The sequence below is a fragment of the Nostoc sp. genome, from assembly GCF_036919815.1.
Classification (GTDB): Bacteria; Cyanobacteriota; Cyanobacteriia; order Cyanobacteriales; family Nostocaceae; genus Nostoc.
The window spans coordinates 1-21,702 of record NZ_JBALCE010000068.1 but is presented as its reverse complement, the minus strand read 5'-3'; the positions used below and the strand labels follow the sequence as shown (position 1 = coordinate 21,702).

At 40.8% G+C, this 21,702-nt stretch carries 24 protein-coding genes; 10 read left to right on the top strand and 14 right to left on the bottom strand.

Annotated features, from left to right (window positions below):
* Nucleotides 1-72: 72 nt before the first annotated feature.
* Both V7K15_RS16435 and V7K15_RS16430 read left to right on the top strand, forming a co-directional pair.
* Complete coding sequence (locus tag V7K15_RS16435; protein WP_334906719.1) at nt 73-1,200, top strand: AAA family ATPase; 1,128 nt, start codon at nt 73-75, stop codon at nt 1,198-1,200.
* On the top strand, nt 1,197-1,946 hold the full coding sequence (locus V7K15_RS16430; RefSeq protein ID WP_334906717.1) for a hypothetical protein: 750 nt from the start codon (nt 1,197-1,199) through the stop codon (nt 1,944-1,946). Before V7K15_RS16435 ends, V7K15_RS16430 begins: the two co-directional genes overlap by 4 nt.
* A 44-nt stretch (nt 1,947-1,990) precedes the next feature.
* Here the strand turns inward: V7K15_RS16430 and V7K15_RS16425 are convergent, their stop codons facing one another.
* The 7 genes from V7K15_RS16425 to V7K15_RS16395 form a co-directional block, all read right to left on the bottom strand.
* Nucleotides 1,991-2,302 (bottom strand): urease subunit beta, encoded by a 312-nt coding sequence (locus tag V7K15_RS16425; protein WP_334906715.1) that lies wholly within the window; start codon nt 2,300-2,302, stop codon nt 1,991-1,993.
* A gap of 19 nt (nt 2,303-2,321) precedes the next feature.
* Nucleotides 2,322-2,978: a DUF4276 family protein gene (locus tag V7K15_RS16420; RefSeq protein ID WP_334906714.1), complete on the bottom strand. Its 657-nt coding sequence runs from the start codon at nt 2,976-2,978 to the stop codon at nt 2,322-2,324.
* Nucleotides 2,975-4,156, bottom strand: coding sequence for an AAA family ATPase (locus V7K15_RS16415; protein WP_334906712.1), 1,182 nt, complete (start codon nt 4,154-4,156; stop codon nt 2,975-2,977). The genes V7K15_RS16420 and V7K15_RS16415 overlap by 4 nt, the downstream gene beginning before the upstream one ends.
* Before the next feature lie 54 nt (nt 4,157-4,210).
* Nucleotides 4,211-4,513, bottom strand: coding sequence for an urease subunit gamma (gene ureA / locus V7K15_RS16410; RefSeq protein ID WP_334906710.1), 303 nt, complete (start codon nt 4,511-4,513; stop codon nt 4,211-4,213).
* Between the two features lie 39 nt (nt 4,514-4,552).
* Entirely contained in the window at nt 4,553-5,389 is an 837-nt protein-coding gene (locus tag V7K15_RS16405; protein WP_334906708.1) for an urease accessory protein UreD, read from the bottom strand.
* 298 nt (nt 5,390-5,687) lie between these two features.
* Nucleotides 5,688-5,855, bottom strand: a complete 168-nt coding sequence (locus V7K15_RS16400) for a hypothetical protein (protein WP_334906706.1) — start codon at nt 5,853-5,855, stop codon at nt 5,688-5,690.
* Nucleotides 5,848-6,786, bottom strand: coding sequence for an SPL family radical SAM protein (locus V7K15_RS16395; protein WP_334906704.1), 939 nt, complete (start codon nt 6,784-6,786; stop codon nt 5,848-5,850). The genes V7K15_RS16400 and V7K15_RS16395 overlap by 8 nt, the downstream gene beginning before the upstream one ends.
* A gap of 214 nt (nt 6,787-7,000) precedes the next feature.
* Between V7K15_RS16395 and V7K15_RS16390 the strand changes: the two genes are divergently transcribed.
* From V7K15_RS16390 to V7K15_RS16380, 3 genes are all read left to right on the top strand, one after another.
* Complete coding sequence (locus V7K15_RS16390) at nt 7,001-7,225, top strand: type II toxin-antitoxin system HicB family antitoxin (protein ID WP_334906702.1); 225 nt, start codon at nt 7,001-7,003, stop codon at nt 7,223-7,225.
* 7 nt (nt 7,226-7,232) lie between these two features.
* A complete protein-coding gene (locus V7K15_RS16385) occupies nt 7,233-7,352 on the top strand; it encodes a type II toxin-antitoxin system HicA family toxin (protein WP_334906700.1) in 120 nt (39 codons plus the stop codon).
* Between the two features lie 85 nt (nt 7,353-7,437).
* Nucleotides 7,438-7,797: a hypothetical protein gene (locus V7K15_RS16380; protein WP_334906698.1), complete on the top strand. Its 360-nt coding sequence runs from the start codon at nt 7,438-7,440 to the stop codon at nt 7,795-7,797.
* A 353-nt stretch (nt 7,798-8,150) separates the two neighbouring features.
* On the opposite strand, the gene V7K15_RS16375 is transcribed toward V7K15_RS16380, so the two are convergent.
* From V7K15_RS16375 to groES, 3 genes are all read right to left on the bottom strand, one after another.
* Nucleotides 8,151-8,966: a DUF4351 domain-containing protein gene (locus V7K15_RS16375; RefSeq protein ID WP_334906696.1), complete on the bottom strand. Its 816-nt coding sequence runs from the start codon at nt 8,964-8,966 to the stop codon at nt 8,151-8,153.
* Nucleotides 8,967-9,047: 81 nt separating this feature from the next.
* Entirely contained in the window at nt 9,048-10,682 is a 1,635-nt protein-coding gene (gene groL, locus V7K15_RS16370; RefSeq protein ID WP_334906694.1) for a chaperonin GroEL, read from the bottom strand.
* A 141-nt stretch (nt 10,683-10,823) separates the two neighbouring features.
* Complete coding sequence (gene groES / locus V7K15_RS16365; RefSeq protein ID WP_334906692.1) at nt 10,824-11,135, bottom strand: co-chaperone GroES; 312 nt, start codon at nt 11,133-11,135, stop codon at nt 10,824-10,826.
* Between the two features lie 1,095 nt (nt 11,136-12,230).
* On the opposite strand from groES, the gene V7K15_RS16360 reads away from it, so the two are divergent.
* Nucleotides 12,231-12,908 carry a response regulator transcription factor gene (locus V7K15_RS16360; RefSeq protein ID WP_012407592.1) on the top strand — a complete coding sequence of 226 codons (678 nt, stop codon included), beginning with the start codon at nt 12,231-12,233 and terminating at the stop codon, nt 12,906-12,908.
* A 76-nt stretch (nt 12,909-12,984) separates the two neighbouring features.
* On the opposite strand, the gene V7K15_RS16355 is transcribed toward V7K15_RS16360, so the two are convergent.
* Complete coding sequence (locus V7K15_RS16355) at nt 12,985-13,293, bottom strand: NIL domain-containing protein (RefSeq protein ID WP_334906690.1); 309 nt, start codon at nt 13,291-13,293, stop codon at nt 12,985-12,987.
* Between the two features lie 724 nt (nt 13,294-14,017).
* Here V7K15_RS16355 and V7K15_RS16350 point away from each other — a divergent pair.
* From V7K15_RS16350 to V7K15_RS16335, 4 genes are all read left to right on the top strand, one after another.
* A complete protein-coding gene (locus V7K15_RS16350) occupies nt 14,018-14,530 on the top strand; it encodes a 4-Cys prefix domain-containing protein (RefSeq protein ID WP_334906688.1) in 513 nt (170 codons plus the stop codon).
* A 220-nt stretch (nt 14,531-14,750) separates the two neighbouring features.
* Complete coding sequence (locus tag V7K15_RS16345; protein ID WP_334906686.1) at nt 14,751-15,593, top strand: YaaW family protein; 843 nt, start codon at nt 14,751-14,753, stop codon at nt 15,591-15,593.
* Nucleotides 15,575-16,891 carry an O-antigen ligase family protein gene (locus V7K15_RS16340; RefSeq protein WP_334906684.1) on the top strand — a complete coding sequence of 439 codons (1,317 nt, stop codon included), beginning with the start codon at nt 15,575-15,577 and terminating at the stop codon, nt 16,889-16,891. The genes V7K15_RS16345 and V7K15_RS16340 overlap by 19 nt, the downstream gene beginning before the upstream one ends.
* Nucleotides 16,892-17,299: 408 nt before the next feature.
* A complete protein-coding gene (locus tag V7K15_RS16335) occupies nt 17,300-17,818 on the top strand; it encodes a hypothetical protein (protein ID WP_334906682.1) in 519 nt (172 codons plus the stop codon).
* 312 nt (nt 17,819-18,130) lie between these two features.
* Here the strand turns inward: V7K15_RS16335 and V7K15_RS16330 are convergent, their stop codons facing one another.
* From V7K15_RS16330 to V7K15_RS16320, 3 genes are all read right to left on the bottom strand, one after another.
* Nucleotides 18,131-19,276: a beta-ketoacyl-ACP synthase gene (locus V7K15_RS16330; RefSeq protein WP_334906680.1), complete on the bottom strand. Its 1,146-nt coding sequence runs from the start codon at nt 19,274-19,276 to the stop codon at nt 18,131-18,133.
* Between the two features lie 71 nt (nt 19,277-19,347).
* Nucleotides 19,348-20,148: a peptidylprolyl isomerase gene (locus V7K15_RS16325; protein ID WP_334906678.1), complete on the bottom strand. Its 801-nt coding sequence runs from the start codon at nt 20,146-20,148 to the stop codon at nt 19,348-19,350.
* Nucleotides 20,149-20,260: 112 nt separating this feature from the next.
* Nucleotides 20,261-20,830 carry a photosystem I assembly protein Ycf4 gene (locus V7K15_RS16320; RefSeq protein WP_334906676.1) on the bottom strand — a complete coding sequence of 190 codons (570 nt, stop codon included), beginning with the start codon at nt 20,828-20,830 and terminating at the stop codon, nt 20,261-20,263.
* Between the last annotated feature and the right edge of the window lie 872 nt (nt 20,831-21,702).

Sequence of the window (21,702 nt, the reverse complement as noted above, 5' to 3'; positions counted from 1 at the left end):
TTAAAGCGAATTTATCAATGCGAAAATATAGAATGATATTTGGAATATAGGCAGATATAAAGCTGAGGTAGAATGTTATCTAAACTGAGAGTTCAGCACTACAAGAGCCTCTTTGATATCGAAGTTAATTTAGAACCATTAACTGTATTCATTGGACCGAATGGTTCTGGAAAGTCGAATATTTGTGAAGCTTTATTTGTATTATCTAATTTTTTGGAAAGATTAATAGCTAATACAACTATTTATGAAGTAATACCTTTTTTCGCTCAATCTTTAATAGCCGTAAATACAAACCAGCAGAAAATAGAATCAAAATTCTGGCAGGGAAAACAAGATTATATTTTATTTGAGGTCAGCACCATCTTAAATATAGAAAATCAGCAGTTCCTTTCAGTTATATCAATTAATATTGATTCTCCTCAGCGAATAGTGACTATTAAGAGTCAAGAAAATTCTGGAAAACCTAGTAGTGTAGCAAGTCTGAATACACATAGTATAAGAAATTTTTTAGTTTCTAATAATTATTTTGAATTTCCTCTAGCCAAGGCAATCAGAAAAGTTAGTATTTATGACTTTGCCCCAATTAGTCTCTCTAATAATATTCCATCAACTGGTGGAATGGATAAAACAGGACAGGGAATTGTTGATGCTCTAGCTGATATTTTGCTCACTAATCGTAAAAGTTTTGATGAGTTGGAGGAACGTTTGACACGGCTTGTTCCTAATATACAGAGAATTTCTTTACTGCGTAGAGAAGATAGAACTTTTTTACTGGAATTAATCGACAGATATTCTGAACATCATATACCTGCTTCGGATATATCAGATGGTACACTTAGAATTTTGGCATTTCTAACCGCACTGTATCAAGAAAATACCCCCAGTATTATTTGTTTTGAAGAGATAGAAAACGGAGTTCATCCTTGGTTGTTACACAAAATGATGGAATTATTGCAAATAATTTCCACAGAGGGGATTACAGGTAAACCCGTTCAAGTATTAATCACAACTCATTCTCCCGTGTTGCTAAATTATGTCGAACCTCACCAAGTCCGTGCTGTTGAGTTAGACACCGAAGGTAAAACTCAAATTCATGCCTTACCCATTGATTCAGAACGCTTCAAAAAAGCCCTAGAAGCTTATGATGGAGCATTAGGTGAACTTTGGTTTACGAATGTGTTTGGAGGTAATCCGGTATGAATCGGGCGATTCGTATTGGGCTAATTGCTGAGGGAGAAGCAGAACTCGGAGCAAGTATTCCCTATATTAAACCAGAAGATGGTGGAAAAGTTATTGAAAGAGATAGAGAAGGGGCACTTCATACCTTAATCAGACGAGAAATTAATAATTTGGGATTGCCTGATTGTGATTTTGTACAAAGACATCCATCCATCAGCGAGAGTCGAGTCTTTAAACGGCGTGTAGGACACTCAATTTTAGATCCAAAATATTTAGCACAGCTGACTATCGCGTGGAAACCTGAAGAAGTTGATATGATCCTAATTGTGGTTGATGCAGATGATAAGCTTCAGCAAAGGCAAATTGACTTAGAACGGGCTTTAAATAAAATCCGTGATAATCACCTGGATGTTAAGGAGCAAAAAATTAGCGATCGCAGTGCAGGAGGTTTAGCGATTAAAAATTTTGAAATGTGGTTGTTGGCAGACACTCAAACTGTATCAAGTATTTTAGGTGCAGAGCTTGAACCTCTGGAAAATTTAGAAGAATTAGATGGTGGAAAAGGTATTTTAGAAAATGCGATCGCACAATCAACATATCTCTCTGAAAATAGTAGCAATCAACGCCCTCTACAAATTCGATGGAAACTTGCTTTTGAGATTGATTTAGCAATTATCAAAAATCGTTGTCCGAATGGATATGCTACTTTTGGACAACATTTAGTTGCGGCTGCAACGGTAGTTGCTAACTCAATCGCAGGTACGTAGCATTTATTCCCTACCTAGTTTAATTAGAATAGCATCTAATGATTTTAAGTATCTAAATGCCCGTTAATTTTGCTGTTGAAGCCGTAGACTTGGCGAGTACCAACTAGGGGAACTAACGTAACTTCTTTTTCATCGCCTGGTTCAAAGCGAACTGCGGTTCCTGCGGGGATATCGAGACGCATTCCTCGCGCTTGTTCTCTATCAAAGTTTAAGGCAGTGTTGACTTCATAAAAGTGATAGTGGGAACCGACTTGTATGGGGCGATCGCCTGTATTTGAAACTTGCAATTTTATAGTTGGACGACCAACATTTAGTTCAATTTCACCTGCTGGTGTGATGATTTCTCCAGGAATCATATATCTATTTTTCCTAATTTTAAAGATGTTCTAAAAAATCCACAAACGGTCTGAATGCTTGAGGACATTGTTCTGCAATATCTTGATATCTAGCATTTCCTAATATTTTTGGTGCATCTACAGAGCCTTGATATTTCTTGCCACATTCTTGAAAAATTCCTTCTACAATTTTTTTAGGCGGGACATCATGATTTTGGTCTTCAATTGTTTTTGTCCACGTTATCGGTAAAGTATTAACACCAAGTACGCTCTTTAATTCAGACTCAGCAGCTAAAATTAATGCTTCCAGATCATGTTTAAAGCAAAAAACTCTAAAACGCTCTCTTAAGCGATTATCAGTAATTCCTTTAGACTGTAGTGCTTGAGTAAAATTTTTTAAAATACCATTTTCTAGGTCTTGAACTGTTTCATGCTCAAAACCCTTGTTTTTGGGATATAGGTCTGGTATGACCACCACAATTGAATCTGGCTGGTTACGGATAATATTAATTGCTGTTATTGGAGTCTTTGTTAGTAAATCTTTTTTAGCATCCCCTCCTCTACTATTATCACTTCCTTTAACAGGGAAAAATTCGATCCTGATACCTTGTTGATATTTATTATTAATTAAACTTGCAAATAATGCTTCCATTGCCAATTTATCAGATGGACCTTCCACATAAATCAAAACTCTCATGGTAGTCGCTCTAATTCATCACTACGGTGCAACTTCTCTATTTCATCTGAGCCAAAATCATCAAGCATATCTATTAAAACTTGAGAATTTCCAGGTTTAATAAACTTTGCTTCCCCATTTTCTTTTCTGAGTACAGCAATTTGAGATATGTCAAATTGAGTTAAGAAATAAGAAGCATGAGTAGCCAATAAAATTTGAGTGCGTTCAGAAGCTTTTTCAAATAAACCAGCAAGAACAGGAAGCGTTCGAGGATGAACGCCTTGATCTGGTTCATCAATGCAAATTAAGGAGGGTGGATTTGGCTGTACACAAAGACAAATCCAACAAATTAAGCGTAAAATACCATCTGATAAATCAGCAAGGCTAAGGTCTTGATCAATTCCTGATTCCTGCCAAAAAGCGATCACTTCTCCTGGACCACCACGCGCTTTTACTGTCAATTCTTTAAAACCAGGAATTACAGAACGCAAGTGTTGTTGTAGTTCATCAAATGCTGATTCATGTTCGTTTTTTAAGAAAAACAAAATTGAACTTAAATTGCCTGCATCTTCACGTAAAACAGGTTCTTGTTCAATCAGAACTGATTTGCGAATTTTATGATTTGCTATATTAAAAGAACTATAAAACTTCCAATCACGAATATATTCACGTAAGTTATATAAAGCCTCAAGTGATGGATTTGTCATTACACTTAAAGCAAGCTGATTAGGCCGCTTTAGCGCAATCTCTTGCTGTGCAAATTTTTTAGTGTCCTGGTCTTGGACAACACCTTTATTACCTTTAATATCCATATATATATATGGATGAGTGTATTTATCACTAAAAGGTTTAGATGATTCTACACGTTCATAGGAAACTTGAGTTCGACCAACAGGCCCCATGAGTTCCCCTAAATATCTAATGCCAACTGGACGACCTGTATCAATTTCTATATCCCATTGAAACTTAGCTGGGCCTGGAATATGAAAAATCTGTTGACCAATAGAATCAGGAACTATTTCTGCTGGTATATCTTGAGATAAACTTTCTCGTAAAAATCTCAGAAATTCAAACAAACTAGATTTTCCAGCACCATTAGCACCAACAATAATTTCTAATGGTTGTAATGGCGCTTCAAAATTTCTAAAAGGTCGATAACCCTGAATTTTGACTGATGTTAATCGGTATGGTGATACCATTTCGTTACCTCTATTTGCCTTATCCCTATTTTTACTATATTAAGTTCTTTTTCATTAACGAATTGGATTATGTACTGTCACTAACTTTGTGCCATCAGGAAAAGTAGCTTCCACCTGCACATCATGCACCATTTCTGATATCCCTTCCATGACATCATCTCGCGTTAATAGAGTTGTACCATAACTCATCAATTCAGCTACAGTTTGCCCATCTCTCGCCCCTTCTAAAATAGCAGCAGAAATATAAGCAACTGCTTCGGGATAATTCAGTTTTAAACCCCTTCCTTTACGTCTTTCTGCTACTAAAGCAGCTGTAAAAATCAATAGCTTATCTTTTTCCTGCGGCGTAAGTTGCATTCTTATCTCCTCTGTGTCCTCTGCGCCTCTGCGGTTCGTTTAAACCTGCCACACTCTTGGTATACAATTACCACGATTCAAGAAAGAAACTCGCAGCAACTGCCAAACATCAATAAACCAGTTTCTCACCTCAGATGTAGAAAAACCGCGATATCGACACAATAATCCATGTTGTAATCGGCTAACACCCGCTTCTCCTTCCCCATCCCATAAATTTCGGGTTTTTTCGACAATTTCTGCTGAAACTGCACCACCAACCCAAACTAGACTACCTACAATTGGTTTTCCAGCCAAGCCGTGAGGACTGTGGAAAATGTCTTCGCTACCGGGTAAGTATTGGCGATCAATCCACAAAGGAATACCTTCTTGCCAAATTTCGGTGTGCGATCGCCATTCTCCAAGATAAAATTTTTCTCCTCTAGCAGTGCGACCAAATCGGGTAATTTCCCAGCCTAAGCAACTAGCCCCGGTTGCTAATTCTACCCGTAAATCTTGCCGATAAATCGCGCCGTTAAATAAAATTGTCTCTTGCGGCAACCATTCTAAGCAAGCACCAGCATCAACTTGCATCTGGATGGTTTGTCTAGCTTGTAAGCCATTACTGCGGTATATCTTACTAGCAGATGCTGTAGTGATTAAGGCTTGGGCTTGGGGTTGGAGGTGGATGTTAGAGGAAAGGCGATCGCCTCCCACAACTCCCCCAGCTGTATGTAAAATGACGCTATGACAAATTTCCCCTTCTGGATAAAATGGGCGTTGTACCTTCAGGGGCGCTTGTTGGTGATTGTAAATTAATTGGGTTTTACCCTGGCGATCGGCATAGACTAAATTAAGTTTGCCATGCCAACCTTCTGCGGTTTGTGAGTTGCAGATCATTTAGAAATTTAAGATTAAAGTTCAGATACCTTATATTTATTTAATACATTCTCTACTGCTTTACCTGCAATTTATCAGTATTTTTTCGCCAACATTACATAATCATCTAATGTATAACATGACTGATACTTCTGGTCAAAATACTGTTGGAGTATTGGACTCATATAGAGTTGTTTTGGTAATTTTTATCGAGCAAATTTACCAAATTTAGCAAGGGACAAAGGTGTTCTTGAACCTGTTGAAGTTAGATATTTATACCAGACTAACTCTAATCCCAGTTCTGCCAGAAATTTATGTACTACATTTTTTTCCTGTTCTTGGCTTTCAACTTGGTGAACATCGTAAACAATGTTGCACCTGATTTTTGAATCTCTTGCAAGAGTTGCATTGCGCGTCGCATATCCCCGCGTTTTAAAGATAATTTTAGCTGCTGACTTCGCCACCAATTTACGATAGGATTATTCATAACCAAATCCCTCTTTGCCTTCCATAATTTGTACACCTGGAAGCCGAGAAACTAACTTTTCCTTAAATTTTATATAGCTTAATTTCTCATCCTCATACCACCAAGCATATTTTTGCTTAATTTCTTCAGCTTCTTGGCGAGTTGATGCCATAAGAGAACGACTATCGCTAGGATGAAAAGCTTGAATTACAATTCTATCTGCGATAGCTAGTTTATCAATAAAAGCAGCTTCATCAGTCGGTAAAGTAGGAAGTAGAGGGGTAATAGTGATAGAGATTTTGGGAAGAAAACCTTTGAAATAATCAATACTTCGTTTAATTTTAATGATGGCATTTAGTCTAGCTTTAATACTGGGCGATCGCGGTTCAAAATCTTTTCTCACTAATTCGCTACCAGTAGGAATGCTCATATTAATTCGCAATCGCTTAAATCGTTGTAAATAATCAATATCTCTAGTAATAATTGGGCTACGAGTTTGAATCACCAAAGTTGGAGTTGGATAACCGTCAATCCCCACATCAAGCATTACATCCAACAATCGACGAGTCAGTTGATATTTAGACTCAAGTGGTTGATAAGGATCAGTAACGCTACTCATGTATATACTAGGAGGAAGCTGGGGATTTTTTTCATACCATTTTTTTAATTCTTTCGCTAAAATCTCAGCCGCATTTTCTTTAAAAATTACCCATTTACCCCAATCTTGGCGCATTTGAGCATTCGGGCTAAATGCAGCAGCATAGCAATAACTACAACCGTATTGACATCCCCTGTAAGGATTGAGAGTAAAATCATAATCACCAATAAAACCAGTAGCCTTTGTTAAGAGTGATTTAGCATTTTGTGCATAAACATTGACATCTCCAAACTTTTCTCGGACTAATTTCGTAGGAGTGCATTCGCAATAACCTTCATATTTTGGTTGTGCCATGTGAATCCTGATATTTATTGAGAGTGAATTAATGCACCCTATTTCTTATATTATAATTCCCAATTTATTCGCTAACTTTAATAAGGAATGATAATATCACGCAAAGATACCAAGAAAAACTTTTGATATATGGAAGTAAAAAAGGTTGCGATCGCTGTAGTTTAACAAAGCGATAGAATATAAATTAAAGTAGACGTAATCACCACGGACAAAAATGGAAAAATTGCTAAACATCCACATTGAAAAATTACCTGAAGGCGTTTATTTAGCAACATCCGATGAGCTTCAAGGTTTAGTAGCTCAAGGACGGACTGTTGCTGAAACTTTAGAAATTGCCCGTGATGTAGCACGTAAGTTATTAGAAGCACAATCTCAAGATCAAGATTATTTGCAACCAATAGCCGAACAATTTAACTATCCTTTAGTTGTCGGTCAGTAGTCAATTCATGGGACGGCTAGCTGGGTTTAGCTACAGACAGATTATCAAAATCTTAAAAACCTTTGGCTTTGTTATTCATCGTCAAGCCGCAGGGAGTCATGAAACCTGGTTTAATCCTGAAACTTAAAAATGTAATTAAGGGATATTACTGAAGTCAATAGCAAAAATTTTAATTTAAAGTTTTGTAATAGCTATTTTTCAAAAATTAATCTATGACTACAGTCGAAGATGCACAAATCAAGAGATTTCGCTCTGAATTATCAAGTTATCCTGGTGCTTTAGATGCCCTTAACGTTCTTGAGTCGTGTGGAGGAAATTTAGAAGCGGCGACTACAAAGTTAGCAAACCGTTGTGGACAAGATTCAAGTTTGGTTTTAAGTTTGGTAGATGAGCAATACCAAAAACTGATATGTGACAACGAATTTCTCAGAATGGCTTTACCTCCTACTTTAGGACTCATTGCCAATCATTTAGCAAAATCTCATTTACCTGAGCCTTTATCTGAAGAACTAGCAATCATTGTTGGTATCTATACAGAACTCGGACTCAAGGCTTATTGTAAGCGTAAATAAGTTTAGAACTTTTATTTTAATAGTGCGCTCGCAAGTGGCTCATTAAAACAAAAAAATAGCTGTTTCCATAAGGGAAGCAGCTATTTTTATAAATAACGGACTACAAAATATTAATAGTCGAATTGTTTATACTAAACTAAAAAGTTATCTGGCAATTTTCACAAAGTATTTTATGTAAATTTTGTTCGCCTTGACTAGCAGATAATGACATGGATTCTATAACCATTAAAGCCATATAAAAATTAGGCTTGAATAATGATAAGCATACTGAAACTCAAATTTTTGTCCAGCAAGGCTTTTATCTTAAAAAGTTTTCATTAATCAAGCCGGAATCCTATAGTTTAATTCCGATCTTATTTTTCTTCCTTCTGCTGCTCTACCCAAACTGCCAAATCAGTAAGTTCGGAAAAATCAAGCAGTTCCTCTCCCAAATTTTCTAACTGTTCAGCAGATAAATTCCGAATCTGCTCAACTAATGATGCATCAATATCACTAAAGCGCCGTCTAAGCATACGACTAATCAATTTAAACGCTTCCTTTTGAACGATATCTTGATAAATTACAGACTCTTTCATAATATCCTCCCGTAAAAATTGACGAACCAAATCTTTGTCAAACCGCAAACCCGCCAGAATTTCTACACAACCCGCAATATTTTGTCGCTCCTCCCTATCTGGAATTGTAGCGACTTGTTCAGCCACTTGTGCTAGTAAAGTTGGCGGCGAGTCAGTTCGCGTCAAACTCGCTAAAGGTAACAGCGCCGGATTAACTAAAAATAGTGTTGAATCTTGCTCCCAAAGACGAACAACCTGATATTGGTGAATCGTCGTGTTGTCCCGATATTCTTCAGTAAAAGCCACTTCGTTAGTAGTTTGCTGCAAAAAGATTAGCACTTGCACTACAGGACAACGGTATTGACGCTTCAACCTCACCGAATAATCGAGCATTCGGAAATTAAGCGCCGGATTAGATTTCGCCAAAGTTTGAAATTCAATGTGCAAAATTTGGTTAGCTGCTTGTAAAAATGTCACAGAATCCGCACGAATTGGTTCAAGCGTGAGTTCCGTTTTTAATACTTCAATTTGTTGCACCTCCACCCCAAGCAACCAACGCACAAAATCAGCCGGGTACTGTTCAGCTAAGTATTTACAAGCGTTATCGTAACTCACCCTCTTCTTCTCCTGACACAAAAAAACAGCCGCCTCCATAAAGGAAGCAGCCATTTTCACAAATTATGTAACTACAAAGTATTAGTAATCGAAGTCGCCGCCGCCACCGCCAGCGCCAGCAGGAGCGCTATCCTTAGGCTCAGGCTTGTCAACTATAATACATTCGGTTGTCAACACCATACCAGCGATCGAAGCAGCGTTTTGCAGAGCAGAACGAGTCACTTTCGCAGGGTCAACAATACCAGCATCAAACAAATCGACGAATTCGTTTGTCGCAGCATTGTAGCCAACGTTGAATTCTTTCTCTTTCACACGTTCAGCGATCACAGCACCATTCTGACCTGCGTTTTCAGCAATCCGCTTCAGAGGTGCAGGTAAGGCGCGAACGACAATCAAAGCACCAATCAACTCTTCATCTTTAAGATTGCTCTTCGCCCAAGTTTCCAATTCAGGAGCAAGGTGAGCCAGAGTTGTACCACCGCCAGGAACAATACCTTCTTCCACAGCAGCTTTAGTGGCGTTGATAGCGTCTTCTAGGCGCAGTTTCTTGTCTTTCATTTCCGTTTCGGTCGCTGCACCCACTTTCACTACAGCGACACCACCAGAGAGTTTAGCAAGACGCTCTTGCAGTTTCTCTTTGTCGTAAGAAGATTCGGTTTCATCCATTTGACGACGAATCTGCTCGACACGAGCCTTAACAGGAACTTCGTTACCTTCGGCAACAATTGTGGTGCTGTCCTTGGTGATGGTGATCCGGCGAGCTTTACCCAGGCTATCCAGCTTGGTGTTATCTAGCTTCAAACCAGCATCTTCGGTGATTAGTTGACCACCAGTCAAAACAGCGATGTCTTCTAGCAGTGCTTTGCGGCGATCGCCAAAGCCAGGAGCCTTAACAGCAGCCACGTTGAGTACACCGCGCAAACGGTTTACTACCAAGGTTGCCAAAGCTTCTTTTTCGATATCTTCGGCGATAATCACCAAAGGACGACCGGCACGAGCAACTTGCTCTAACACTGGTACAAGGTCTTGTACCAAAGCAATTTTTTTATCGGTTAGCAGTAGGAAAGGCTCATCAAAAACCGCTTCCATGCGTTCAGCATCGGTGGCGAAATAAGGAGAGATGTAGCCTTTGTCAAAGCGCATCCCTTCAGTAATTTCCAACTCTGTGAACATAGATTTCCCTTCTTCTAGGGAAATTACGCCTTCCTTGCCCACCTTGTCCATTGCTTGGGCAATCATCTGACCAACTTCTTCGTCATTACCAGCCGAGATCGCACCAACTTGGGCAATGGATTTGGAATCTTCTACTGGACGCGCGTGTTCTTTGATTTTTTCTACCAAAAAGGCAGTAGCTTTGTCTATACCACGCTTCAGCGAAATCGCATTAGCACCAGCTGCAACGTTCCGCAAGCCTTCTTTGACGATCGCATGGGCTAAAACGGTGGCAGTGGTGGTGCCATCGCCGGCAGCATCGTTGGTCTTAGAAGCAGCTTGACGAATCAGAGCTACACCAGTGTTTTCAATGTGATCTTCTAATTCGATTTCTTTGGCGATCGTTACACCGTCATTAACAATTTGCGGTGCGCCAAATTTCTTTTCTAGAACTACGTTACGACCTTTGGGGCCAAGGGTAACAGCTACAGCCTCAGCCAGGATGTCAATGCCTCGTTCCAAGGCGCGACGGGCGTTTTCGTTGTAGATAATGCGCTTTGCCATAGGTGTCTAAATTCCGCGAGTAAGTCAATTTTTTCTTGAATTGGGTATTGGGTATTGGGCATTGGGCATCGGGCATCGGGCATTGTCTTTATTTTTGATATCCCCTGTTCCCTATTCCCATTCCCCGCTCCCCATTCCCCACTAAATAACGACTGCTAAAATATCTTTTTCAGAAAGCAGTACATATTCTTCGGTGCCGAGTTTGATGTCAGTGCCGGCGTACTTAGAGTACAGCACCTTATCACCGATTTTAATTTCCAATTCCTGACGGCTACCGTCATCGTTACGCTTGCCAGCACCAAGGGCGACTACTTCCCCTACCTGGGGCTTTTCCTTGGCGGTATCGGGTAAATACAGACCACCAGCAGTCTTTTCCTCTGAGGCGCTCACTTTTACGAAAACGCGATCGCTCAAAGGTTTAACTGTAGAAACGCTTAAAGATAAAGCTGCCATAATTATTTTCTCCAGAGTTTAGCACTCTCCACTCCTGAGTGCTAATCTACCGAAAATTAGCGCCCAATGGCAAGAATTCCTTGAGTACGGGTTCCCGAACTAGAAGATCATCGGTGTACTTAAGTATAAATGCTTAATTATTTCTACTTTTCAGGTTTTGTTCTGTAAGTTACGAAGAGAGTAGGGAGTTAGGAGTTAGGAGTTTAGGAGTTATAAGAATTCTTCCCCAGTCCCCACCCCCCACTCCCCATTCACTGGAAATTGTTATAGAACTGTAATCAGGGAGCCGCTCGATGAGTAAAATATAGTGATCCAGTCCAGCCATCAAATCCCCAAAATCACTAAGTCTCCAGAACATAAAGCCCTGAGTTATTGTCTAGAAACTTTCGGACTTGCAAAAATTCAGCGACACATTTTTATTGGCGCTGACCAGACAATTGCTAACTGCTGCTCAAAAGAAGCTAGTCTGGAATCCTGGGAGTACTTAAAAAAGCGACTTAAAGAGTTAAAACTTGATGAGCCGCCACAGAGTCATCCCATTTGCGTCTATAGAAATAAAGCCAACTGCTTGCGCGTTTGTTGTTCTAGACCCATAATGGTGGTTTACACTGATGGGGTCTGATATGGCCAAGCAAACCTGGGAGTTATTGAGCAGATCATCCAAGAACACTTAATAGGCATAATGGGGGTTGAAGAATAGGCATTTTTAACCCATCGTTTGCCAGAAAATTCCCTAGTTGCTTGTGAACACCTCATAGAGGCTTAACAACCGAAGGATATGGTATAGCAGTAAGCTTAAAGAAAGTGCGGGTTGGTTTTGAGCTAGGGTCATCTTTAAGCCAATACTTACTTGTGAGTCAGAAAGATTATTATTTAATCAGTGTTTTTTCGCCCGCCCCTTTCAATGCGATATATAATAGCGCATTATAGATACTACTGCTATACGTATCCTTGCTGGACTTTAGCTAACGAGCTACTAGTCTCTTGAAAATGCTCGGCATTTTTGAGGCTTCGAGACAGCAAAGGCAAGTTAAGTAGGAAAAAGGACAACATCTCGAAATAACCCACCATAGAGGATAAATATTCAAGACTTTGATGGACCGAAGCGCGACAAGTGCCACTGCTATGAAAGAGCCCAGCATGAAAGATCACAAACGACTTCTATTGATTGATGATGACCCTAACCTCATCTTGCTGGTGAAGGATTACTTAGAATTCCGGGGATACGAAGTCATTACCGCTGAAAATGGACGTGAAGCTCTGGAAATTTTAGAGCAAGATGTTCCAGACATGATCATCTGCGACGTGATGATGCCGGAAATGGACGGATATACTTTTGTGGAACAAGTCCGGCAAAACGAACGCACCAGCTGGATTCCGGTTCTTTTCCTTTCAGCTAAGGGACAAAGTGCAGACCGAGTTAAGGGTCTGAATAAAGGTGCTGATGTTTATATGGTCAAACCCTTTGAACCAGAAGAACTCGTAGCGCAAGTTGAATCCTCGCTGAAACAAACTATCCGTTGGAAAGAACACCAAGCAAAAGGAGGCGAAAACGGTTCCCGTATCCAGGTTCCCTTCGATGTGCAATTAACCCCAACCGAACTGAAAGTAGTCCAGTTTGTCGCTAGGGGTCTAGCTAACCGGGAAATTGCTGAAGAACTAAATGTTAGTCAGCGCACGGTTGAAAGCCATGTGTCCAATATGTTGGGCAAAACTAATCTCCATAACCGCACTGAACTAGCGCGGTGGGCGATTGAAAATCAAATGGCTTAAACAAAGTTAAGAGTTAAAAGTTAGGAGTTATGATTTATGAATTTTTTAACTCCTAACTCGTAACTCCTAGCTAAATCTACCAACCATCTTCTTCAGGGCTGGATTGGTACGAAACTTCTAAATCCAGTTCATCGAGGTAAGTTAAGGCGCTTTCAATCTGGGAAGTAGTACCTCGTAGTTCCAAATCGAAGCAGCTATATTGTGGCACTTTTGCGCTGATCTGAGCATCAGCAATAATCACCGTTACCCCATAGTGAGAAACCAGTCGTGAAATGACTGGTTCCTCATGCAAATCTTTAGGAATGCGAACTTGGATACGAGTTTGGGTGCGTCTACTATCTAAAATATCAGTATTAGATTTTACCTGTTTATTTGGGATTGCCATTATAGCTTTCTACTCGACTTCTTGGATGAGGGTTTTGCTTTGCACGATTTCTTTTAACACTAGCGTCACTTATCCCACGCAGGCAAGCAAGAAAGTATTTGCCTTTGCAAACCATTAATCTAGATGTACTAAATGTGAAGAATTACTCATAATTCGGTAGTTATGAGGTTAATTTTTATTCTATAGTGCTTTTCGAGAAGATTTAATATAGCCAATCTGTAGGGTTACAACAATTGTTGTAACTTTAGATAAGGTGGGGAGAGATGCAGAAAAGTTAAACCATAGCCAATCTGTAGGGTTACAACAATTGTTGTAACCCTACTTTATGTTGCATCGAAACGAAAACTGCTATATATCAGTAGCTTAAAACTATAGCGGTTCGTTCTCGTTTGCATGAAGTAGATTTTTAAACCTCACCCCCAACCCCTCTCCTTAGTAAGGAGAGGGGAGTGTTTGCTTTACTCAAATACGGGGTGAGGTTCAGACTGTATTGAACTGGAGTGAGAACCGCTATATATGTTACTTTGTCAGAATTTTAGGGAACTCTATTAATAGAACCTTATATAGCTTTTCCTAATCAAATGAGGTACATCATAGCCCCCTGATCGCTTGCGGGGAGGGGGTTGGCGTTCTTGTACCTCACTCAACTGATAACCGCTATAGATTTAGCCCTCTGTTTAGATATCAATAAAAATCGATTTTTTAGGATAGTTACTTCTGTGTAATGACCTATTGTATAAATCCCCATTGTCCAAAACCTGTTGACCCAGTGAATGCAAACAACCTTATTTGCCGTAACTGTGGGTCAGAAATCCTATTGCAAGGTCACTATCGGGTACTCAAACAACTAGGACAACGTGGCTTTGGTAACACTTTTGAAGTTGACGAGTGCGGGAAAACTAAAGTCTTAAAAGTGCTGACTGAGAATAACCTCAAAGCCATTGAACTATTTCAGCAGGAAGCAAAGGTTTTGAGTCAGCTAAACAGTGCGGGTATTCCCAAGGTAGAACCAGATGGTTATTTTACTCTTTTACCTAAAAATAGCTCTGTACTATTGCACTGTTTAGCAATGGAGAAAATTGAAGGCGTAAATTTAGAGCAGTGGATGGAATTTCGTAATTATCAACGTATTTCTGAAGCTAAAGCTCTAAATTGGCTCAAACAACTTGTAGAAATTCTCGCTTTAGTATTATCAAGCGAACCAATTCGCCCCAATTTTTTCCTAACTCATTCTTAATAGCTGGCGTTCGCATCCAACATACTCTAGTTAGTACTCGAAAAAGGCGATCGCACCTGAGTTGTGGTTGTGGAAGACAATAACTCTACTAGATCAGCCCTCTCTTCATACTCTTTTTTTGGTGAAGGTATTGATCAAAGGACAAAATTATTACTAATGACTGCTGAAAGCTGATAGTAGAATAAGGTACAGAAAGCTGCACGGAAGGGAGGATGGGAAATTGGATGAAATGAGGGCGGCGCTAGAGTTAGCGACCGAAGAGGAATTGCAAGATTTAACGGCAATTCTATTTAGTCGGAAGTTCAATCCCCTAGACTATGTACACACACCCCAACCCATCGAAGTGCAAAGCCAAGACCGTAAAGCTTGGTTAGACGCACTAGAGGGTCGCTTTCGCTTTTTGGCGGCAGATGGGATAACGGTATTGCGGGGACGTACAGGGCAGGTAACTTACCGCCAAGCGTTAGTTCAAGTATGTAAGTATCTAAAAATTCCCTATTCTAATCAGCTGGCAACTATTGATTTAGAAGCAGAAGTATTTTTGCATCTGCTAGGACAAGTGTGGAAAAAATTGCCTGAACAGGAAAAGCAAAAATTGACTGTAGGGGTGCAGCGTCAGCTGCTCAAATCAGAACTCAAACAACCCCTACCACTTTTATTGCAACGTGACCCCTTGGGATTACTTTTCAAAGGCGGTAGTGCGATCGCGGTTACTTCCGTACTTCAGCCACTTGTACTCAAGCAAATTGCCCGTCAATTTGCCATCCACTTTGCTACATACGAAGTAGCCAAACAAGCAGCAATTACAGGCTCAGAAGCAGCTGCAACGCAATTTCAAAGCTATGTAGCGATGCAAATGGCGCAACGGGGTATGACAGTGAGTGCAGCTCGTTATGGGGCAACCCGCACGATGTTTGCTGTGATTGGTCCGATAATGTGGACTTGGTTTTTTGCGGATTTAGGATGGAGAGCGATCGCCACTAACTATGGTCGGATCATCCCTACCGTCTTCGCCTTAGCTCAAATTCGCCTCACTCGTGAGGAATGTTGGGAGCCAGCTTGAACAAAGTTTTTGACTATTTCAAGTCTCGTTGGCAATCTTCTTGGAACTACTCTTTATGGGCACTGTTAATCTTCCCATTGAGTCCTTTATTGGGGGCTGTGACTATAGGTTTTGTCGCATTAATAACTTGGCTTAAACAATACCGCAAAATTAGTCGCCGCCCCATCAACTGGGGATTTGCCCTTTTGAGTGTGTTGCTGATCGTCACTGCTGGGTTTGCCCAAGACAAGACAGCAGCTTTCCTCGGCTTATTTAATTTATTACCATTCTTTTTACTTTTCGCTGCTCATAGCACTCTGATTCAAACATTTGCCCAATTGCGGCAAATGGCTTGGATTTTGGTCATCGGTTCCATGCCGGTGGCAATTATCGGCTTGGGACAGTTATTTTTAGGCTGGAGTTTGAAGGTGGAGATTTTGTGGGTTGTCTTTGCTTGGACGATCAGACCAGGAGGAAATCCGCCAGGCCGCATCGCTTCACTCTTCTTGCACGCTAACACCTTCGCTGCTTATCTAGCAATAATTTTCATCCTTGGTCTAGGGTTATGGCTTGAACAATGGCGATTGGGTATTGGGAAGAATTCAGTCCCCTTTCTCTTCCTAACCGTGGCGGCGATCACAAATTTCATCGCCTTGATTTTCACCAACTCGCGCAATGGGTGGGCGATCGCTATTTTGGCCTGTTTAGCTTATGCACTCTACCAAGGTTGGCGCATTCTTGTGGGCGGTGTCGCTGCGATCGTCTCTAGTGTGCTTTTGGCAGCTTTTGCTCCCTCGCCAGTGGCTCAATTTTTTCGTCAGTACATTCCTGCTTTCTTTTGGGCAAGGTTAAATGACGATATGTATCCAGATAGACCAGTCGCTTTAATGCGAAAAACTCAGTGGGAGTTTGCCTGGTCTTTAGCTCAGGAACATCCTTTGACTGGCTGGGGGTTACGCAGTTTTAGTGGACTCTACAAAGCTCAAATGCAGATTCCCTTGGGTCATCCCCATAACTTGTTTTTGATGTTATCTGCTGAAACTGGTTTTCCCAGTGCTTTTTTATTTTGTGGCTTACTCGCTTGGATTTTGATTACAGGTGTCCAATTACTACGAAAGTCAAAATATATAAATACAGAAGACAGATTGATATTTTTCAGTTATCTTCTGGCTTTTGTGGCGTGGGTTCTATTCAATACAGTAGATGTAACCCTATTCGATTTTCGTTTGAATGCGCTTTCATGGTTAATTTTGGCTGGCATTTGTGGAGTAGTACATCGATATGACCCAATACGCTTGGGTAGACTCGATCCTCCCTAACCCTGCTTAAAAAAAGGGAATTAAGCCCGCGATTAAGTTTTTAAGTGTATACACTGACGACATCTTGGCTTGTAAGTTAATAATATTACTACAGAACATACTAATACTTAATTAGTCCCTGTTGCTGATTGTTGGGAAGGTGTAGGAAAACCTTTTAGGGTTATCCTACATGACGGGCATCTCTTGTAGATGCCCTTTTGTATATGACAATCCGATTTGATTCCTGAATTTAGTTGCTTGGGCAGGGAACAGGAAACAAGGGCATAGATGTGTGCTGAATCTTATTAAAAAATTAAATAAAATAGGAGTCCTATATTTATTATTTTTCTTCAGTTAAGCACAATTTAAAGAATATTGAATTTGACGGAATATCTGAAAATTTTTATCTTTCCTAAAGGAACATAAAAGATGATTGCTGAAATTCAACTAGGTCTTTGTAACCCGCCAGAACCTATTTATTTGTATGTGAAAAGCGGAGAATTAAACGGGGAATCTTACCTGTGGTATAACTACGATATCAATAATAATCAAACTATTCCTGTACAACAAACAGGGCTAACTGGGTATATATCTGAACTGAAATTAAAAACGACAGAATTTAAGGGAAAGGACAACACTAAATTAGACATCGTTGTGAGAGCAGATGAAACTTATGTTGTGAGGACTGGGATAGAAACGAACTTTGCTAAAAGTTTCCTTTTAGCTGTATCACTAGTTCAGGACTTTTCCAAGCCTCTGATTATCGCTCCCATTGCTGGAAACGAGAATGTGGTTTTTTGCAAACTTTACGACGCGACGGCTAAAACCAGAATTCGCTCTGAATGGAACAGAGATGCTGATTGGCCGGCAATCATTGATAGTGTTCAAACTAAGTTGCAGACATCTAAAAATTCTCATATCGTCTCTGGTGAGTCAATACTGTTCTAAATAACTGAGGAATTATGGCTCTAAAACTTGGCGGCGTTTTTCTTGGATGACTTCATCTAAGGGACTTCCAAATAAAAAAATACTCAACTACTTCTTGTGGGGTGGGCGTCTCGCCATTGGTGTCAAGTTAAGAATCAAACATCCTCTTAGGGTTGGTAAGCTGTTTTACATTTAACTTGGATAATTAGGCTGGGCAAGACTTCCCTGCGGGACGCTACGCGTAGCTTGCTTCCCCGGAGGGGTACGGCGTGAGCGCTCAGTCGAACGCTGCCCACCACACAAGAGTTACATAACATTTAGGTTTAAGTGGCTTCATTCTCTCAATGCGATCGCCGCATTCTGTCCACCAAAGCCAAAACTCAAACATAATACCTGCCTAATTTTACTGAGACGGGCGGCTGTAACGATATCCAAATCAAACTCTGGCTGCTGCAATCCTACACAAGGCGGTAATATTTGATGCTTTAATGCCATGAGAGAAAAAGCTACTCCTAAAGCTCCAGATGCTCCTAATGTATGACCTGTGCTTCCTTTGGTGGAACTAACTGCCACTCTTTGAGGAAACAAACGCTGAATTACCATGCTTTCTATGCGATCATTTAGCTGGGTAGCTGTGCCATGAGCATGAATATAATCAATGTCGGCTGGTGAGAGACAACTACGTTCTAGACATTGTTTGATGGCTGCGATCGCACTTTTCCCTTCAGGTTCTAGTGAATTGCTATGATATGCATCGTTAGTTAAGCCGAAACCGAGAATTTCACCATACACTTTTGCTTGACGCTGCTTTGCCAACTCTGCTGATTCTAAGACAAACACAGCTGCGCCTTCGCCTAATACTAAGCCTTCTCGGTGCAAATCAAAGGGATAAGCCCCAGTTTTCGCTAAAGCACCCATCTGCTGAAACCCTGCTAAAGTTAAGGGTGTAATTGGTGCTTCCACTGCGCCAGCTAGAGCCTGTTGACATTGCCCAGTTTGTATAAGCAAAGCTGCTTGGGCAATAGACCAAATTCCAGTAGCACAAGCTGCCATCGGTGCCAAAACTATCCCCGATGCACCGATTTGTCTTGCAGCTGCAATCGCATTCATGTGAGGTAATGTATCTAGCCAATTTCCCAAAGAGGACACTGATAAATTCGCCGCATCTCCATACATTTGCCTTGCGAATATTTCCCAAGACGCTTGATAAGAGCGACTCGATCCCATGACTACAGCACAATCAGCTAAAGGTGGAATTAACCCAGCATCTTGCAAAGCAGAAGAAACAACCATCTGAGTTAACAATATTAACTCAGATGGTTGTTGACTAATCAAACCTAAAGGAAGTGGTGTAAGTTCTGGAAATGGTTGATATAATCGAATTCCAGATTTACCTGCGAGCAAATTTTGCCAACTCTCCTCCAAGCTTCCACCCAAGGCGGAAATTAAACCAATACCAGTGACACAAACCTTAACCAATTTGAATTTTGCGAGTGAGGAATCTTTCGCTATTCAAACATTCAATATTTTCAATTTTGAATTGATTTCTCCTACTTTCCAGGTGTTTTCAGATTTTCAGCCCCTTGGGTGACTTTAGCAGAGTCAATGCGATCGCCTTGCTGAATTTTGTTCACTACAGCAAAGCCTTGAGTCACATTGCCAAACACAGCGTAGTTACCATCCAAGAAGGCTAAATCGGCTAAAGCAAAGTAAAACTGGGCAGAAGCAGAATCTGGTTGTTGCGATCGCGCCATCGCTACTGCACCCTGCTTATGGGGCAATACGACGGGTTGAGCAGTAGCATCAAATGGTTTATTGTAAATCGGTGTATCTGAACCTTTTGGCTTAACTTCTAAAGGTATATAACGAGCATTTCCCGTTTTTGGGTCAATATAACTACCTTCTCCCAGTTTATCTACCGGAACTTTCGGGTTTTTGCTTTTAGGATCGCCCCCTTGAACTACAAATGGTTGGGGTTCGCGTACAACTCGATGGAAAGCTAAACCATCGTAGACGCCCTTTTGGACTAAATCCACGAAGTTGCCAGCTGTAATTGGGGCATCAGTGCCGTCTACTTCGATAGTAATCGGCGAACCTTTAACCGTCATCACCACAGTAGCCTTGCCTTCGAGCCGTGGTAAATCTGTGATTCCAGGAATAGTCTCATTACTAGTTTGAGATACAGATGTTGCTTCAGTAGTTGTCTTGGAGCTTGCCTCGCTTGTGGTTGAGGTAGCTGTCGAGGTTGGAGAAGATGTATTAGAAGCGACTTGCTGTGTTGAACATCCACCCAACATCAAGCCACTAATGAGTACAAAAGAAAGCAAAAATTGGGAAATTTTTAACCGCATTGCCAGTTACTGATTTAACCACAGTATCTTATCGTTTCGAGGGGCATTAGGCATTGGGCATTGCTTATTCTCCTCATCTCCCTCATCTCCCCACTTCCCACTCTCCATTCCCTTACAGTCCTTCTAGCGACACTCCTAAAAAGCGGGCTAACTTTGCGCCTTCTGTTTCCAACTCTGTTAAAGATAACGGTTGTCCAACCCGTGTTAAGGGTATATCTCGCCGGCCTTTAATGCGTAGATAGAGGGCGCGAAGGGGATTAAGACCTTCTTTGACGGCTATTTGCACAGATTGCACATCTTCTATGCGGCTGTTAATCTCAATGCGGCGGTTTTTGCCAGGAAATCCCCAACGGAAGATTTTGATTGTCCCAGTTTCCTGATTAAATTCGTTGTAACCGCCGCCCACGTCTAAGAAAATCACTAGCCAGAGGTATGTGGCTAATAGCAAGCCAGCAGTGCCATATAACCCCATCACCAGTCCTTGGGGGAAAAATATCAGTTGAGTTGGATCGGAAACTATGAGTAAATTAACTTTTAAATAACTGGATATGCCAGCCAATAAAAAGCCGCTTGCTCCCAAGGTAACGATAGTTGCCCACCAGTAGTTACTGAACCGACGAGAACCGAGAACATTTTGATGCAGGAGGCGATCGCCTTTGTTAATCGTTGTTGATGCCGTCATTTAACTACCATTGCCCGTGAGATACTCGTTGTGACATATTCGCACACTGAACGCTTTTGCTATCCAGTTATGAATTCTTGACCCTGTACCCGACAAATTTTACTGTCCTGGATGATGCTGGCTTACTTACACTATGGGACAAACCACTTAGGCTATTTGTATTAGTCAAGATGTGCTAACTTCCTTTCCCGTTGTCCAACGTTTCACATAGGTTTTCCAGAGGTGTATCAGCGATCGTGGCGGCGAAGTAACCATTTACATTTTACCAAACATCGTTGACAAAAACTCAACTGCGCCTCTCACTGTTCCTTCTACCCATAAAATCTATATATTTCTTAAAAATTCTTTCTTCCCTGCTCCCTGACTATTTTTGACCTCTGGGGAATGAGTTACCTACCTACGCCCATCTGCACTAAATTTTTTCAGATTTCTGAGAAAAGTTGTGTCAAATTGTAAAAATTCTGATATTCATATTAATTATAGGGTTAGTGTTTCATACCTGACTTGCTTGTTGTGTATCAGGCAAAACCCGGACTAGTGTGATAAATTAAGAATCATTAAGTTACCACAAACTAGATTACTAGCCGATGGTACGTGTAATGACATAAACAAAGAGAAATACTGATTTTAGATCAGTAAGCTCTCAGAATCTCAGTTGTTTTCAGGCTGTTGAGATTGTCAAAAAAACGTTAATTCCTCACGGGAGTTGGTTGCACTAGCTTTCCGTACTGCCTTAAAAACGTTGCAATTTTAGTAAAAAAAGAGGATTTTAGTCCGATGACCATCGCAGTTGGACGCGCACCCAGTAGAGGGTGGTTTGACGTTCTAGACGACTGGCTCAAGCGCGATCGCTTCGTATTCGTAGGTTGGTC

Excerpts from the sequence above, each read along its gene's own strand:
- groL (WP_334906694.1), bottom strand. The coding sequence starts at position 10,682 with ATGGCAAAGCGCATTATCTACAACGAAAACGCCCGTCGCGCCTTGGAA.
- V7K15_RS16340 (WP_334906684.1), top strand. The coding sequence starts at position 15,575 with ATGTTGGGAGCCAGCTTGAACAAAGTTTTTGACTATTTCAAGTCTCGT.
- V7K15_RS16325 (WP_334906678.1), bottom strand. The coding sequence starts at position 20,148 with ATGCGGTTAAAAATTTCCCAATTTTTGCTTTCTTTTGTACTCATTAGT.
- V7K15_RS16400 (WP_334906706.1), bottom strand. The coding sequence starts at position 5,855 with ATGAATAATCCTATCGTAAATTGGTGGCGAAGTCAGCAGCTAAAATTA.
- V7K15_RS16395 (WP_334906704.1), bottom strand. The coding sequence starts at position 6,786 with ATGGCACAACCAAAATATGAAGGTTATTGCGAATGCACTCCTACGAAA.
- V7K15_RS16430 (WP_334906717.1), top strand. The coding sequence starts at position 1,197 with ATGAATCGGGCGATTCGTATTGGGCTAATTGCTGAGGGAGAAGCAGAA.
- V7K15_RS16350 (WP_334906688.1), top strand. The coding sequence starts at position 14,018 with ATGACCTATTGTATAAATCCCCATTGTCCAAAACCTGTTGACCCAGTG.
- V7K15_RS16355 (WP_334906690.1), bottom strand. The coding sequence starts at position 13,293 with ATGGCAATCCCAAATAAACAGGTAAAATCTAATACTGATATTTTAGAT.
- V7K15_RS16415 (WP_334906712.1), bottom strand. The coding sequence starts at position 4,156 with ATGGTATCACCATACCGATTAACATCAGTCAAAATTCAGGGTTATCGA.
- ureA (WP_334906710.1), bottom strand. The coding sequence starts at position 4,513 with ATGCAACTTACGCCGCAGGAAAAAGATAAGCTATTGATTTTTACAGCT.
- V7K15_RS16405 (WP_334906708.1), bottom strand. The coding sequence starts at position 5,389 with ATGATCTGCAACTCACAAACCGCAGAAGGTTGGCATGGCAAACTTAAT.
- V7K15_RS16420 (WP_334906714.1), bottom strand. The coding sequence starts at position 2,978 with ATGAGAGTTTTGATTTATGTGGAAGGTCCATCTGATAAATTGGCAATG.
- V7K15_RS16335 (WP_334906682.1), top strand. The coding sequence starts at position 17,300 with ATGATTGCTGAAATTCAACTAGGTCTTTGTAACCCGCCAGAACCTATT.
- V7K15_RS16360 (WP_012407592.1), top strand. The coding sequence starts at position 12,231 with ATGGACCGAAGCGCGACAAGTGCCACTGCTATGAAAGAGCCCAGCATG.
- V7K15_RS16425 (WP_334906715.1), bottom strand. The coding sequence starts at position 2,302 with ATGATTCCTGGAGAAATCATCACACCAGCAGGTGAAATTGAACTAAAT.
- V7K15_RS16380 (WP_334906698.1), top strand. The coding sequence starts at position 7,438 with ATGACTACAGTCGAAGATGCACAAATCAAGAGATTTCGCTCTGAATTA.
- V7K15_RS16385 (WP_334906700.1), top strand. The coding sequence starts at position 7,233 with ATGGGACGGCTAGCTGGGTTTAGCTACAGACAGATTATCAAAATCTTA.
- V7K15_RS16435 (WP_334906719.1), top strand. The coding sequence starts at position 73 with ATGTTATCTAAACTGAGAGTTCAGCACTACAAGAGCCTCTTTGATATC.
- V7K15_RS16320 (WP_334906676.1), bottom strand. The coding sequence starts at position 20,830 with ATGACGGCATCAACAACGATTAACAAAGGCGATCGCCTCCTGCATCAA.
- groES (WP_334906692.1), bottom strand. The coding sequence starts at position 11,135 with ATGGCAGCTTTATCTTTAAGCGTTTCTACAGTTAAACCTTTGAGCGAT.
- V7K15_RS16390 (WP_334906702.1), top strand. The coding sequence starts at position 7,001 with ATGGAAAAATTGCTAAACATCCACATTGAAAAATTACCTGAAGGCGTT.